This window comes from Polaromonas sp. P1_F4 (assembly GCF_056405675.1).
In genome coordinates this window covers 79,023-93,051 of record NZ_JBFUBP010000006.1, presented here as the reverse complement: position 1 = coordinate 93,051, position 14,029 = coordinate 79,023, and the positions used below count along the sequence as shown (strand labels likewise).

14 protein-coding genes are annotated in these 14,029 nt (G+C 61.0%); 6 read left to right on the top strand and 8 right to left on the bottom strand.

Annotated elements, in window-relative coordinates:
• Nucleotides 1-37 precede the first annotated feature (37 nt).
• From AC1DYQ_RS13675 to AC1DYQ_RS13650, 6 genes are all read right to left on the bottom strand, one after another.
• Complete coding sequence (locus AC1DYQ_RS13675) at nt 38-727, bottom strand: amino acid ABC transporter permease (RefSeq protein WP_477687233.1); 690 nt, start codon at nt 725-727, stop codon at nt 38-40.
• Nucleotide 728: 1 nt separating this feature from the next.
• Nucleotides 729-1,451: an amino acid ABC transporter permease gene (locus AC1DYQ_RS13670; RefSeq protein ID WP_457281127.1), complete on the bottom strand. Its 723-nt coding sequence runs from the start codon at nt 1,449-1,451 to the stop codon at nt 729-731.
• A 106-nt stretch (nt 1,452-1,557) separates the two neighbouring features.
• Nucleotides 1,558-2,448, bottom strand: coding sequence for a transporter substrate-binding domain-containing protein (locus AC1DYQ_RS13665; protein ID WP_457281128.1), 891 nt, complete (start codon nt 2,446-2,448; stop codon nt 1,558-1,560).
• A 235-nt stretch (nt 2,449-2,683) separates the two neighbouring features.
• Nucleotides 2,684-2,893, bottom strand: coding sequence for a hypothetical protein (locus AC1DYQ_RS13660; protein ID WP_477687232.1), 210 nt, complete (start codon nt 2,891-2,893; stop codon nt 2,684-2,686).
• Between the two features lie 96 nt (nt 2,894-2,989).
• Nucleotides 2,990-3,952, bottom strand: coding sequence for a LysR substrate-binding domain-containing protein (locus AC1DYQ_RS13655; RefSeq protein WP_457281129.1), 963 nt, complete (start codon nt 3,950-3,952; stop codon nt 2,990-2,992).
• 160 nt (nt 3,953-4,112) lie between these two features.
• Complete coding sequence (locus AC1DYQ_RS13650) at nt 4,113-5,963, bottom strand: ABCB family ABC transporter ATP-binding protein/permease (RefSeq protein WP_477687231.1); 1,851 nt, start codon at nt 5,961-5,963, stop codon at nt 4,113-4,115.
• 48 nt (nt 5,964-6,011) lie between these two features.
• Here AC1DYQ_RS13650 and AC1DYQ_RS13645 point away from each other — a divergent pair, with 48 nt between their 5' ends.
• Nucleotides 6,012-6,449, top strand: a complete 438-nt coding sequence (locus tag AC1DYQ_RS13645) for an acyl-CoA thioesterase (RefSeq protein WP_457281131.1) — start codon at nt 6,012-6,014, stop codon at nt 6,447-6,449.
• 116 nt (nt 6,450-6,565) lie between these two features.
• On the opposite strand, the gene AC1DYQ_RS13640 is transcribed toward AC1DYQ_RS13645, so the two are convergent.
• Both AC1DYQ_RS13640 and AC1DYQ_RS13635 read right to left on the bottom strand, forming a co-directional pair.
• The gene (locus AC1DYQ_RS13640; RefSeq protein ID WP_477666614.1) at nt 6,566-6,934 is read right to left on the bottom strand and encodes an AtuA-related protein; all 369 of its coding nucleotides are present in this window, start codon (nt 6,932-6,934) and stop codon (nt 6,566-6,568) included.
• The gene (locus AC1DYQ_RS13635) at nt 6,931-8,316 is read right to left on the bottom strand and encodes an acyclic terpene utilization AtuA family protein (protein WP_477687230.1); all 1,386 of its coding nucleotides are present in this window, start codon (nt 8,314-8,316) and stop codon (nt 6,931-6,933) included. The genes AC1DYQ_RS13640 and AC1DYQ_RS13635 overlap by 4 nt, the downstream gene beginning before the upstream one ends.
• 107 nt (nt 8,317-8,423) lie before the next feature.
• Here AC1DYQ_RS13635 and AC1DYQ_RS13630 point away from each other — a divergent pair, with 107 nt between their 5' ends.
• The 5 genes from AC1DYQ_RS13630 to AC1DYQ_RS13610 all read left to right on the top strand — a co-directional run bounded on the left by AC1DYQ_RS13630 (nt 8,424) and on the right by AC1DYQ_RS13610 (nt 14,026).
• Nucleotides 8,424-9,299: a branched-chain amino acid ABC transporter permease gene (locus AC1DYQ_RS13630; protein ID WP_457281134.1), complete on the top strand. Its 876-nt coding sequence runs from the start codon at nt 8,424-8,426 to the stop codon at nt 9,297-9,299.
• 6 nt (nt 9,300-9,305) lie between these two features.
• Nucleotides 9,306-10,382, top strand: coding sequence for a branched-chain amino acid ABC transporter permease (locus AC1DYQ_RS13625; RefSeq protein ID WP_477687229.1), 1,077 nt, complete (start codon nt 9,306-9,308; stop codon nt 10,380-10,382).
• The gene (locus AC1DYQ_RS13620; RefSeq protein ID WP_477687228.1) at nt 10,379-11,176 is read left to right on the top strand and encodes an ABC transporter ATP-binding protein; all 798 of its coding nucleotides are present in this window, start codon (nt 10,379-10,381) and stop codon (nt 11,174-11,176) included. The genes AC1DYQ_RS13625 and AC1DYQ_RS13620 overlap by 4 nt, the downstream gene beginning before the upstream one ends.
• Nucleotides 11,173-11,970 (top strand): ABC transporter ATP-binding protein, encoded by a 798-nt coding sequence (locus AC1DYQ_RS13615; protein WP_477687227.1) that lies wholly within the window; start codon nt 11,173-11,175, stop codon nt 11,968-11,970. Before AC1DYQ_RS13620 ends, AC1DYQ_RS13615 begins: the two co-directional genes overlap by 4 nt.
• Before the next feature lie 202 nt (nt 11,971-12,172).
• On the top strand, nt 12,173-14,026 hold the full coding sequence (locus AC1DYQ_RS13610; protein WP_477687226.1) for an AMP-dependent synthetase/ligase: 1,854 nt from the start codon (nt 12,173-12,175) through the stop codon (nt 14,024-14,026).
• Nucleotides 14,027-14,029 lie beyond the last annotated feature (3 nt).

Below are 14,029 nucleotides of genomic sequence, written 5' to 3'. Positions count from 1 at the left end.
CTTTGAGAGATAGGGGGTGTTTTAAGAAACAGCGATCTCAGCGAATGATGGCGATTCGGCTGTTCAGGCGCTTGACCATGTAGGACAGCCCAAAGCAAATCACGAAATAAACCACGGCGGCCAGCAGGTAGGCCTCTTCAGGACGGCCGAAGATCTTGCCGGCGGTGCTGAAGCCCTTGAGCAGGTCGTAGGCGCCGATGGCGTAAACCAGCGAAGTATCCTGGAACAGGATGATGGTCTGGGTCAGCAGGATGGGCACCATGTTGCGGAAAGCCTGCGGCAGGATGATCAGCTTCATGTTCTGCGAATAGGTCATGCCCAGGGCACGACCCGCATTGACCTGCCCGCGCGAGATCGACTGGATGCCCGCACGCATGATTTCGCTGAAGTACGCGGCCTCGAAGGCCACGAAGGTGATGATGGCCGAAATCTCGGCGCGGTAGTTGGCCCCCCAGGCGCCGAAGGTCGTGTAGAACGACGCAGGTACCAGCAGGAAGAACCACAGGATCACCATGACCAGCGGAACGGAACGCATGCCGTTGACGTAGATGGTCGCGGGAACCGTCAGGAATTTTTTGCCCGACAGACGCATCAGCGCAAGCACGGTGCCGAAAATAATGCCGCCTATGGTGGCGATGACGGTCAGCTCGATGCTGAAAATAAAGCCCTTGACGACGAACTGGGAAATCATTTCCCAGTTCAGGAAGCTCATGTCGAGTCCAAGCATGTCAGTGCCCTCCGCCCGTTGAGCCGGCTACAACGAAGCCGGGGATCTGGACCTTCTTTTCAACAAAGGCCATGACCCGGTTGACCGCGAAGGCAGAGATTGCATAAAGGGCCGTCACCGCCAGGTAGATCTCAATGCCGCGCGAAGTTTCTTCCTGCGCCTGCATGGCGAACATGGTGAGCTCGGCGATCGACACCGCGAAAGCCACGGAGGAATTTTTCAAGAGGTTCATCGACTCGCTGGTGAGCGGCGGAATGATGATGCGAAAGGCCATGGGCAGGATCACGTAGCGGTACGTCTGCACGGTGGTAAAGCCCATGGCCATGCCGGCATAGCGCTGGCCGCGCGGCAAGGCCTGCACGCCGGCCCTGACCTGCTCGGCAATACGCGCCGAGGTGAAAAATCCGAGAGCGAACACCACCAGGATGAAGCTGGGCAGCTCCTTCATGGCGGGGAAAATTTTGGGAACCACAAAGTACCAGATGAAAATCTGGACCAGCAAGGGAACGTTGCGAAACAGCTCGACCCAGGCATTGGCAAAGCGGACCAGCCACGGGCTGTTGGGCAAGGTGCGCAGCGTGCCGACCAGTGCGCCAAACAGCATGGCGATCACCCAGGATGCACCGGCGACGGACAGCGTCCAGCCCCATGCGTCAAACATCCACTGCAAGTAGGTTCGGCCACTACCGTCGTCATTTAGAAATACCTGCCAATCCCAAGTCATCACGGCTCCAGCAAAGGGTTGTTGTGTTGTTTTTCCATGCCACGGTAAACGAGAAACCCCGCCAGAGCATGATGTCCGGCGGGGTTCTCAATTTACCTGACCCGAATTACTTCTGGGCGTACTCTTCCATGGGCTTGTCGTTCGGATTGTCCCAGGCAGCCTTGGTGCTGGCGCTCAGTGCCAGGCCCACCTTGGTGTTCTTCGGAGGAATCGGCGACAGGAACCATTTGGTCCACAGCTTGTTCATCTCGCCCGACTTGATCATGCCCTTGACCGTGTCGTCGGCCAGGCGCTTGAGCAGCGGGTCATCCTTGCGGATCATGATGGCGATGGGCTCGACGCTCAACACTTCACCAACGATCTTGAAGTCCGAAGGCTTCTTGGCGGTGGCGATGTTGCCGGCCAGGATGGAACCGTCCATGACGAACGCATCGGCGCGGCCCGATTCGAGCAGCAGGAAGCTGTCGGAGTGGTCCTTGCCGAAGATTTCCTTGAACTCGACGCCGGTGGCGCGCTTGTTCTTGCGCAGCGTCTGCACGGAAGTGGTACCCGTGGTGGTGGCCACGGTCTTGCCGCTGAGCTGGGCAACGGAGGTGATGCCGGAGGTGGCTTTCACCGCGATGCGGACTTCTTCGACGAAGGTGGTCACGACGAAGGCCACGTCTTTTTGACGGGTCGCGTTGTTGGTGGTGGAGCCGCACTCGATGTCGACTGTGCCGTTTTGCACGAGGGGAATGCGGTTTTGCGAGGTCACGGGCTGGTATTTGACTTCCAGCTTGCGCTCGGCGGCTTTTTCGAGGCCGGCCAGGATGCGCTGGCAGATTTCGACGTGGTAGCCGGTGTATTTGCCGTCACCGAGGGTATAGGACAGTGCACCGGAGGAGTCACGCACGCCCATGGTCACAACGCCTGAAGCCTTGACTTTGGAAAGGGTGTCGGCAAACGCACCGCCGGTGGCGAGCAATGCAACAGACAGAGCGACTAGCTTGAGTTTCATGGAATCTCCTGTAATGAATGAAACGATTAGCGAACTATTCTAGAGAGTTGGTTCCCGGGCTACGCCTAGGTTTACCCGGCCTCTAAAAATGGGGGAAAGCGGACGGCGTGAAAGGGTTGATGGTTTTGCAAACCCGCAGCATTGACAGCAATTTCTGGGGTTTTCCAAAATGGTGCACGCATTAAAAGTCCGGAACTATACGGCAGATGTAAGCAGTCTTTGTGCCAGCGGACCGTCAGGCCGCCTGCACCCGTGGCCGCACAGGCTGGGCGATCACCCGAATGGCGCCGTGCCTTGCGCAGACCGATGCCGCACCAAGGGCCGTAAGGAAGGCAACGCAGACAGCAAATGAATCAACAAGCACGGGCAAGCACCAAAATTTGAACGTCACGAACTGTAAATTTGGAGGTGTCAAAACACCAATGCTGTTTCGACGATCTTCCATGCATTTTTCTTATAACCACTTAGGGTTACTACTAGTCGTCAGTCTGATGCCAGCATTTGACCGCAAGGCCAGCCCGCTTAGGCAACGGGCGGTCGGCTAGCGCGATGCCGGTGCCCCCGCGCCGCGGCCGCCAGCCTTTTCCTTGCCGCCGGTTTGTGCCTGCAGGTAAGTCCACAAGGCCTGGGCATGGGTTTTGGCAGACTCCTTGGAGGTGGGCCGCTCACGGTACACGCGCACGTCCATGGTCATTTCCAGGTTGCCGCCGGCGCTGACCAGTTTTTTGGCCCGCAATTCCTTCTTGACGGCGCTGAGCGGCAAAAATGCGATGCCGTGGCCTTCCAGCGCCATCGCCTTCAGGCCTTCGGCCATATCGGTTTCGTACACCCGGTCCAGGTGGATGGCCGTGCTGGACTGCTTGAGGATCATGTCGACCATGCGGCCCAGGTAGGCGCCCGGCGCATAGCCCAGATAAGGCAAGGGCTGGCCAGCGCGGCCCGGCAGGCTGAACTCGGGCTCGCCCGCGGAATTGGCCCTGACAAAAGGCGCCAGCACTTCCTGGCCCAGCGACACCATTTCATAGCGGTCCGGGTCCAGCTGGAAAGGCTGGGAGTCGTGGTGATAGGCGATCAGCAGGTCACAACTGCCCTCGACAAGGCGCAGTACCGCATCGTGCACATTCAGGGCGATCAGCCGACTCTTGATGGGGCCGAACTTCTCGCGCAGGCTGCTGACCCAGGCCGGGAAAAAGGTGAACGCCAAGGTGTGCGGCACCGCAAACTCGATGACATCCTGCCCGGCCGAGGTGTGGCCGCGCAGCATGGCGCGGGTCGACTGCAGGCCCTGCAGCATCTCCAGCGACTGGCTGTACAGGGTTTCTCCGGCCGGCGTGAGCCGCGTGGGGTATGAGCTGCGGTCCACCAGGTCGGTACCGGCCCAGGCTTCCAGCGCCTGAATCCGCCGTGAAAACGCGGGCTGGGTGACATGACGCAATTGGGCGGAGCGGCTGAAACTGCGGGTTTCAGCCAGGCTCACAAAATCTTCCAGCCATTTGGTTTCCATAGGCCAATTATGCGAGGGCCTGAAGCATTTCGACCTACGGGGAATCCCATGGCTGCAAAGAAGCTGGAAATTCCGGCTCACACGGCCCGCGCCAGAGCGCTATTAATTTTATAGCTGCTTGCGCTCGTCAGTTATGGCCAAAACCGATATTTCACTTAAATCAAGCCTCTGCCGAACTCTGCTGCAGCGCCCACATGCGTGCATAAGCGCCCTCCATGGCCAGCAACTGTGCATGCGTGCCGCGCTCCACAATCCGCCCGGCGTCCATCACCAGAATTTCATGCGCATCGACCACCGTGGACAACCGGTGCGCGATCACCAGCGTGGTCTTGTTTTGCGCGGCGGTGCGCAGCTCGGCCTGGATGGCGCGCTCATTGGCAGAATCCAGCGCCGAAGTGGCTTCGTCAAAAATCACCACCGGCGGGTTTTTCAGCAGTGTGCGGGCAATGGCCACGCGCTGTTTTTCGCCGCCCGACAGCTTCAGGCCGCGCTCGCCCACCATGGTCTGGTAGCCCAGCGGCGTCGAGGCAATAAAACCGTGGATGCGGGCCGCACGCGCCGCTTCCTCGACCTCGGCATGGCTGGCGCCCGGCTTGCCGTAGGCGATGTTGTATTCCACCGTGTCGTTGAACAGCACGGTGTCCTGCGGCACGATGCCGATGGACTGGCGCACGCTGGACTGTGTGACCTGCTTGATGTCCTGGCCGGCAATGGTGATGTGGCCCTGCTGGACATCGTAAAAGCGGTAGAGCAGGCGCGCCAGCGTGGACTTGCCGGCGCCCGAAGAGCCCACCACCGCGACGGTCTTGCCCGGCGGGATCTCAAAACTCACGTTGTGCAGGATGGGCCGTGCCGGGTCGTAAGCGAAGTTCACATTCTCAAAACGCACCGCCGGCGTGCCTTTGATGACGATAGGCTGGGCACCCGCCACATCGGCGATTTCACGCTCGCGCTCCATCAGCACAAACATCTTGTCCAGGTCGGTCAGGCTTTGCTTGATCTCGCGGTAAATCACACCCAGGAAACCGAGCGGAATGTAGAGCTGGATCATGAAGGCATTGACCATCACCAGGTCGCCCAGCGTCATGCGACCGTCCACCACGCCCTGGGTCGCGCGCCAGAGCATGGCCACCAGCCCGAAGGCGATGATGAGCTGCTGCCCGGTGTTGAGCAGGCTCAGCGTGTTCTGGCTCTTGATGGCGGCACGCCGGTAACGCTGCAGGTTTTCGTCGTAGCGTGCGGCTTCAAACTCTTCGTTGTTGAAGTACTTGACGGTCTCGTAGTTCAGCAGCGAGTCGATGGCGCGGCTGTGGGCCGACGAGTCGAGCTCATTCATGGCCTTGCGAAACTGTGTGCGCCACTCGGTCACCGTGACAGTGAAGAAGATGTAGAACACCAGCGCGATGCCCGTGATGCCGGCAAACCAGACGTCGAACTTGACGGCCAGCAGCGTCAGCACCAGTGTTACTTCAATCAGCGTCGGGATGATGCTGTAGAGCGAGTACGAGATCAACGAATGCACGCCGCGCGTTCCGCGCTCGATGTCGCGCGTCATGCCGCCGGTCTGCCGCTCCAGGTGAAAACGCAGGCTGAGCGCATGCAGATGCCTGAACACTTCCAGCGAAATCCGCCGCGCCGCGCCTTCGGTGGCTTTGGCAAACACCAATTCGCGCAGTTCGGTAAAAAGCGTCGTCGACAGGCGCAGCAGGCCGTAGGCCAGCAGCAGCGCCACCGGCACCACCAGCACGGCCTGTGTGTCGCCCGGCTTGAAGTTCATGGCGTCGACCAGGTTCTTCAGCAAGAGCGGCACGCCCACGTTGGCCATCTTGGCGCCCACCATGAAGCTCAGGGCCGCCAGCACGCGCCATTTGTAATCCCACAGGTAGGGGAAAAGGCGTTTGAGGGTGCCAAGGTCCGAGCGCTGGAACGCGAGCGCCTTGCCGGCGCCCGGCGCTGACGCGGCGGCAGGCACAGCCAGGGAAGAATCAACAGCGGAAGCTCGGGAGCGCATGAGGGACAATCGTGTAGGTTGTTGTAATAACTTTTTCAGATTGTGCCTATGTCTACCGAATCAAGCACCCATACGGACATTCACGCCGAGGATGCCCTGAACGTCCAGTTGCCCACCGACAAGGAGCTGGTGCTCAAGGTCATTCCCATGCCGGCCGACTGCAATGCCAACGGCGACATCTTCGGCGGCTGGGTCATGGCGCAAGTCGACCTGGCCGGCTCGGTGGTACCGGCCCGCCACGTGGACGGGCGCATGGCGACTGTGGCCGTCAACCAGTTCATCTTCAAGCAGCCCGTGCGGGTCGGCGACATCCTGTCGTTTTTCTCCTGCGTGACCCGTATCGGCACCACGTCCATCACGGTCCAGGTTGAGGTCTACGCCGAGCGCTTCCGCGCCCAGGGCCGCTACATCAAGGTCACGGAAGCCAGCCTGACTTACGTGGCCATTGACGATTTCGGCAAGCCCCGCAAGATTCCCAAGGCCTGACGCCCGGGTGCCAGGCACCTTCACCCGCCACCCGGATGCTATTTATTTGATAGCTGCTTGCGCCCGATACAAAAGGCGTACAGGCTTTTTTTGCTTAAATTTTTACGCAATCCCCGTCAGGCACCCCACCAGCCCGCACGAGGGGCAGCCTGGGCTTCTTCCAGCTCTGCCTCGCTGACTTCGATCTCCATGCGCAGCAGCGCTGCTGCCATGGCCTTGCCCAGGTTGTCCATGCGCAGGTTGCGCGCGCCACCGCCTTGCAGCGCGCCCTGCAATACCAGCTTGAGGGCCAGGATATTGGGCAAGCGCCAGCATTGCACCGCGCCCGGCAGCCAGGGCGCAAAGTGCGCCTGCACGCGTTCGGCCGTCACCTCGCGCTCCATGATCCGGTAACCCGCTTCGTTCCAGGCAAAGAGGCCAAAGTCCACCCAGTCGGCCTTGTCGCCGCTGCGCGCATGCGCGAGCTTCACCAATTGCACCCTCATGACTGCAACACCTCCACACGCACCGCCGCCTCAACCGTTTGCCGGTCAATCAGCGCAGGCCAGATGCCCAACAACTCACTGCTGTTGTTCAGGCCGTGAAAGCCGCAGGTATAGGCCGGCCCGCTCAAGGCCATCCACGGAAAGAGCCGGCCAAAACCTTCGGCCACCGCTTTGTCCTGCGTCCTGATCGCCATACGGACCCAGACTTCGTTGAGCTCCGCCAGCACTGCAGGCGCAGGCAGTGGCGCCAGTGGGCCATGTGCCGAGTTGAGCCCCGGGAATTCGACAAAGAGTTCGTCATGTGCCATGCGCTTGTCGGCCAGTTGCGCCTTCACCATCTCTACCGCCGCAAGCGCCTTGTCATGCGCATCAGGCCAGCTAAAGCCCCAGGTGACCTCGGCCTTGTAGCCGTCGCGAAACCCGCCCACCACCTTGAGCTGCGCGGGCCGCGCGTGGCCGCGCACGCCCGTCATGCGCACGGCATCGTCGCCCAGGTCTTCGAGCCGCACCGCCGATAAATCCATCACCACATCGGGCGAGGCATAGTGCCCCGGGTCGTGCACTTCATACAGCAGTTGCTGGCGCACCGTATCGAAGTTGATGCGGCCGCCGGTGCCCGGCGCCTTGGTGATGAGCGCGCTGCCGTCTTCACTCACTTCGGCGATCGGGTAGCCGATATGGGCGAGATCGGGAATGGCCTTCCACGCCTGCTGGCTGCCAAAGTTGCCGCCGCTGCCCTGGCCCGAACATTCGAGCAAGTGCCCCACCGCCAGCCCTTGCGCCAGCCGGTCAAGATCTACCTGCGCCTCTGCGTCCTCCAGCTTCCAGTTGAATTCATGCACCAGCGGCGCCAGGAACAGCGCCGCATCGGCGACGCGCCCTGTCACCACAATATCGGCGCCTTGCTGCAACGCCGACACGATGGGCCGCGCGCCCAGATAGGCATTGGCAAACACCATGCGCTCGCGCACGGACTCAAAGCCCTGGCCGTTGAACATGTGCGGCGGTGCAATCGCCCCCAGTTGCGGCAGTACTTCATCACCCGTGACCACCGCGATGCGCGCCTTCCAGCCCCTGGCTGAAAACGCAGCGCGCAAGGCAGCACCAGCGCCGGCGGGATTGAGCCCGCCCGCGTTGCAGATGAACTTCACGCCGCGCGTCTGCATCAGCGGCCACAGCTTCATCAGCATGGGGACCACATCGCGTGCATAGCCCAGTGCAGGGTCGCGCTGCCGGTCCTTTTGCAGGATGGCCAGCGTCAGCTCAGCCAGATGGTCACTTGCGATGTAGTGCACACCGCCGCGCTCGATGCTCGCGGCCACAGGCTCCCACGCGTCGCCGTAGAAGCCCAGGCCAGCGCCGATTCGAACATTTCGTTCCATCTAGGGATTACGCTTGATCGCCAAGGCGACACGTATTCGGAACAACCCCTAGCGACAGAGCAATAGGCGAGAGCTATAACCAAGTCTCACTAAAGGGAGACCGCGACGTGCAATTCTTGCAGCTGCTCATCAGCGGTATTGCCCAAGGTTGTATTTATGGGTTGATCGCGCTGGGCTTCGTACTCATCTACAAAGCCACCGAAACGGTCAGCTTTGCGCAGGGTGAGCTGATGATGCTGGGCGCTTTCGGCGGCCTGGCCTGCATGACCTTGCTGGGCTTTCCCTTCTGGCTGGCAGTGATCAGCGCGATTGCCGGCATGGCGCTCTTCGGCATGGTGCTGGAGCGCCTCGTGATACGCCCCATCCTCGGCCAGCCCGCGTTTTCCATCGTGATGCTCACCATCGGCGTCGGCTACACGGCGCGCGGCCTTATCACCATGATCCCCGGCATAGGCACCGAAACCTATGTGCTGCCCGTGCCCTACAAAGACCAGATTTGGAGCCTGGGCGCGCTGGTCATCAATGTCGAGCAGGTTGCCATCATCGTCACCACCGCAGCGCTGTGCCTCGTCCTGTTTGCGATGTTCAAGTACAGCAAGCTGGGCATCGCCATGCAGGCGTCGTCGCAAAACCAGCTGGCTGCGTACTACATGGGCATCCCCGTGAAACGCCTTAATGGCCTCGTGTGGGCGCTGGCCTCGGCCGTCGCGGCGATTGCCGGGCTCTTGCTCGCGCCCATCACCTTTGTGCATGCCAACATGGGTTTTATCGGGCTCAAGGCTTTCCCGGCTGCGGTGGTAGGCGGTTTCGGCAGCCTGCCAGGCGCAATTGTGGGCGGCCTTGTCATCGGCCTGGTCGAATCGTTCTCGGGTTTTTATTTGCCCGACGGCTTCAAGGACATCGCCGCCTATGTGGTGGTGCTCATCATGCTGATGGTCAAGCCCAGCGGCCTGTTCGGCGAAAAGCTGCGCAAGAAAGTTTGACTGCCCATGCGTTTTATCTTTAAAACTGACTACGGCCAGGACATCAAACTCGCCAAACATGCCGGCCATGTGTTCTGGTACGGCGCGCTGATGTTGCTGCTGCTCGCCGCGCCCTGGCTGTTTCCCGAGTACTGGCTGGCGCAGCTCACCTTCGTGATGATTTATTCCATCGCCGGGCTGGGCCTGATGCTGCTGGCAGGCTTTACCGGCCTCTTCTCTTTGGGGCATGCGGCCTTTCTGGGCGTCGGCGCTTACACGCAGGCGGTGATGACCAACGCCGGCCTGCCCTTTCCCATCGCCTTGTTGTGCGCCGCCGGGCTATCAGCCGCCGTGGGCCTGGTCGTGGGCCTGCCCGCCCTGCGCGTGAAGGGCATTTACCTCGGCATGGCCACGCTGTCCTTCGGCTTCATTGTTGAAGAGGTGTTTGCACGCTGGGAAAGCGTCACCGGCGGCAATGCAGGCATCCACATCAAGATGCCCGACATGTTCGGCTGGAAGCTGGCCAGCGGTGAGTCGTTTTATTTCCTCTGCCTCATCATCACCGTGGCGGCCACGCTGGGCATCCTCAACCTGTTGCGCTCACCCACGGGCCGCGCTTTTGTGGCGATTCGCGATTCAGAGATTTCCGCGCAGAGCATGGGCATCCACCTGGCGCGTTACAAGACACTTTCGTTTGCGCTGTCTGCCGCGCTTGCCGGTGTGGCCGGCGCGCTCTATGCGCACAAGCTGCAGTTCATCTCGCCCGACCAGTTCAACATCCTGCAGTCCATCGACCTGCTCTTGATGATCGTGATCGGCGGCGTGGGTTCGGTGCACGGCGCTTTCCTGGGCGCCATCTTTCTGATCTCCATGCCGCAGATCATTGGCCTCACCAAAGACTATTTGCCCGCCACTATAGGCCAGGCGCCGGGCCTGCAGGCAGCGGTCTACGGCATCGTGCTGATTGCCTTTGTGTTGTTTGAGCCGATGGGGCTGTATGGCCGCTGGCTGAAGATTCGCACCTATTTGCAGCTCTTTCCTTTCTACAGAAAAGGGCTCTTTAAACGGCAGAAATCATTCCAGAAGTCAGATCGCCTGAAATGAGCACGACCCTCCTTTCCGCCAAAAACCTCAGCGTTCGCTTCGGCGGCGTGCTGGCGGTCAACAACGTGAGCTTTGATGTCAAGCAGGGCGAGGTCTTCACACTCATCGGCCCCAACGGCGCGGGCAAGACCACGGTATTCAATCTGATCAGCCGCATCTACACGCCCACCACCGGTGAGATTGAATACCGCGGCGAAAAACTCACCTACCAGCCGCCCCACAAGATTGCCTCACTGGGCATTGCGCGCACCTTCCAGAACATCGAGCTGTTTGAACACGCCACGGTGTTGCACAACCTGCTGATTGGCCGGCACACGCACCGGCAGACAGGTTTGCTGCACGACCTTTTCTTCACCGCCAAGGCGCGCGAGGCCGAACTTCTGGCACGCGAAAAAGCCGAGCAGGTCATTGACTTCCTCGACCTGCAACATCACCGCGATTCGATGGTCGCAGGCCTGCCCTACGGTGTACGCAAGGTGGTCGAGCTGGCGCGGGCGCTGTGCACCGAGCCGCAGTTGCTGCTGCTTGACGAACCCTCTTCCGGCCTCAATGTGGAGGAAACCGGCGACATGGCCTTCTGGATCCAGGACATCCAGCATGAGCTGGGCATCACGGTACTGATGGTCGAGCACGATATGTCGCTGGTCTCACGCGTGTCTGACCGGGTTCTTGCCATGAACCAGGGCGAAGTCCTGGCCATGGGCACGCCGCGCGAAGTGCAGAACGATCCCGGTGTGATTGAGGCTTATCTTGGCTCGGTGGATGAGGTCACGTCTTTAAGGAGAACGGCATGAGCGCGGTTCCCCCACCGGTGAGTGACCAACCCGTCCTGAAGCTCCTCAACGTCGAGAGTTCGTACGGCCCGATCAAGGCCATACGCGGCATCAGCCTGCAGGTGCGCCGCAGCGAAATCGCCACGGTGCTGGGCTCCAACGGCGCGGGCAAATCCACCATCCTCAAGACCATCTCGGGCATTCTCGATCCGCGCAAGGGCTCCATCGACTTCAAGGGCGAGGACATCACGGCGCAGGACCCGGCTCATATCGTGCAGCAAGGCCTGTCGCATGTGCCCGAGGGACGCGAGGTATTTCCTTTGCTGAGCGTGCGCGACAACCTATTGATGGGAGCCTACACCCGCAAGGACCGCGACGGCGTGGCGCTCGACATGGAGTCGGTGTACGGCTACTTCCCCATCCTGAAAGAGCGGGCCCTGCAGGATGCCGGGCTGCTGTCGGGCGGGCAGCAGCAGATGCTGGCGATCTCGCGCGCACTCATGGCTTCGCCCGACCTCATCCTGCTCGACGAACCCAGCCTGGGGCTTTCACCCAAGCTCACCAAGGAAATTTTCGAGATCGTGGTGCGCATCAACCGCGAGCGCGGCACCACCATCCTGCTGGTCGAGCAGAACGCCAACATGGCGCTCAACGCTTCGGACTACGGCTATGTGCTGGAAAACGGCCGCATCGTCATGGAAGACACCTGCGCCCGCCTGCGGGAGAAGGACGATATCAAGGAGTTCTACCTGGGCATGAAGGAAGACGGTGTGCGCGGCGAGCGGCGCTGGAAAAAGAAAAAAACCTGGAGATGAAAAAGACGCCCCCTGAATCGGCCTTCGGCCTCCTCCCCCCACTGGGGGGCGATGCTGGCGGCCCGGCTAAGCCGTATCGTTGGACGCCCCCTGTGCGGCCTTCGGCCACTCCCCCCACTGGGGGGCGATGCTTGCGGCCTGGCGGAGCCAGCTCCGCGGCATCCTCGTCTTGGCTCGGTGGAATCGCGCAATGGAGTTTTGAATGAGCAATCTTTGGGATCTCTCTCACATTCAGCCCGAGCATGCCATCGTCATGCCCGGCGAAACCATTCCCGCCGTGTTCTGGAATGCAGTGGAGCAGCGCGCCAACAAGACCTGGATGCGGCAGAAAAAGCTCGGCATCTGGCGCAGCTGGACGTGGACACAAACCGGCGACGCCGTGCGCGAAGTCGCCGCCGGCCTGCTCGCCCTGGGTTTTGCGCGCGGCGAGTGCGCCTCCATCCTCTCCAATACCGTGATCGAATGGGTGCTGGCCGACCTGGCTGTGTTGAGTAGTGGCGGGGTTTGCAGCGGCATCTACCCGACCGACGCCGCATCGCAGGCGCACTACCTTTGTGAAGACTCCCGCACCACCATGCTGTTTGTCGAAGACGACGAGCAGCTCGACAAGGCGCTGGAAGTGCGACCGCAATTGCCCCTGCTGCGCAAGATCATTGTGTTTGACACCGAAGGCCTGCGCGACCTGGATGACGCCGGCGTGATGGGCCTGGCCGAACTTCGCGCGCTGGGCCGCGACTACCTGGCCGACCACCCCGATGCCGTGAAGAACAGCGCCGCCGCCTGCAAACCCGAAGACCTGGCCATCCTGGTCTACACCTCTGGCACCACCGGCAAGCCCAAGGGTGCGATGCACAGCCAGCGGGGTCTGGTGTTTACCGCGCGCGGCTACAACACGCTGGTGGCGCAAAACGAAGACGACGAGCGCATGTGCTTTTTGCCGCTGTGCCACATCGCCGAGCGCACGGGCGGCGAATATTTTGCGATGTATGCGGGCGCCAAACTCAACTTTGTCGAAAACCCCGAAACCATTCCCGAGAACGTGCGGGAGATCGCACCCACGGTGTTTACCGCCGTACCGCGTGTGTGGGAAAAGTTTTACTCCGGCGTGATGATCGCGTTGAAGGAAGCCAGCTGGCTGCAGCAGGCCGCCTATGCCTGGAGCATCGGCGTGGGCATGCGCATTACCGACACCGTGCTGGCCGGTCAGCCGGTCAGCGCATCGCTCAAGGCCCGGTTCACGCTGGCGCGCTGGCTGGCGCTCAACAACACACGCAAGCTCATCGGCATTCACAAGGCGCGGTTTTGCGTCACCGGTGCCGCGCCCATCTCGCCCGACCTGGTGAAGTGGTACATGGCGCTGGGCGTTCCCATGCTCGAGGTCTGGGGCATGACGGAGACCTGCGGCGCGGCCAGCGGCGTGCCGGCCAGTTGCATGAAACCCGGCTCCATCGGCCCGGCCGCCGGCTACAACGAGATGCGGCTGGACCCGGCCACCGGAGAAATCCTGGTGCGCGGCACCAATGTCTTCATGGGCTACCTGAACCAGCCCGGGAAAACCGCCGAAACGCTGGACGCCGAAGGCTGGCTGCACACCGGCGACGTGGGCGTGATGGACGAGCAGGGATTTTTCCGGATCACCGACCGGATGAAGGACATCATCATCACCGCCGGCGGCAAGAACGTGACGCCCAGCGAGCTGGAAAACGAACTCAAGTTCTCGCCTTACGTCACCGACGCGGTGGTCATCGGCGACAAGCGCGCCTACCTCACGGTCATCATCATGATTGACCAGGAAAACGTCGAGAAATTCGCCCAGGATGCGGACATACCCTTCAGTAATTACGCCAGCTTGACGCGGGCCACTGAAGTGCAAGAATTGATTCAGTCGGAGATCGACCGGGTCAACAAGAAGTTTGCGCGGGTCGAGCAGATCAAGAAATTCTTCCTGCTCGACACGCAGCTCACGGCGGAGGACGAAGAACTCACGCCGACCATGAAGCTCAAGCGCAAACTCGTAGAAAAAAAATACGCCCCGCAAATAGAGGCCATGTACTAGTCA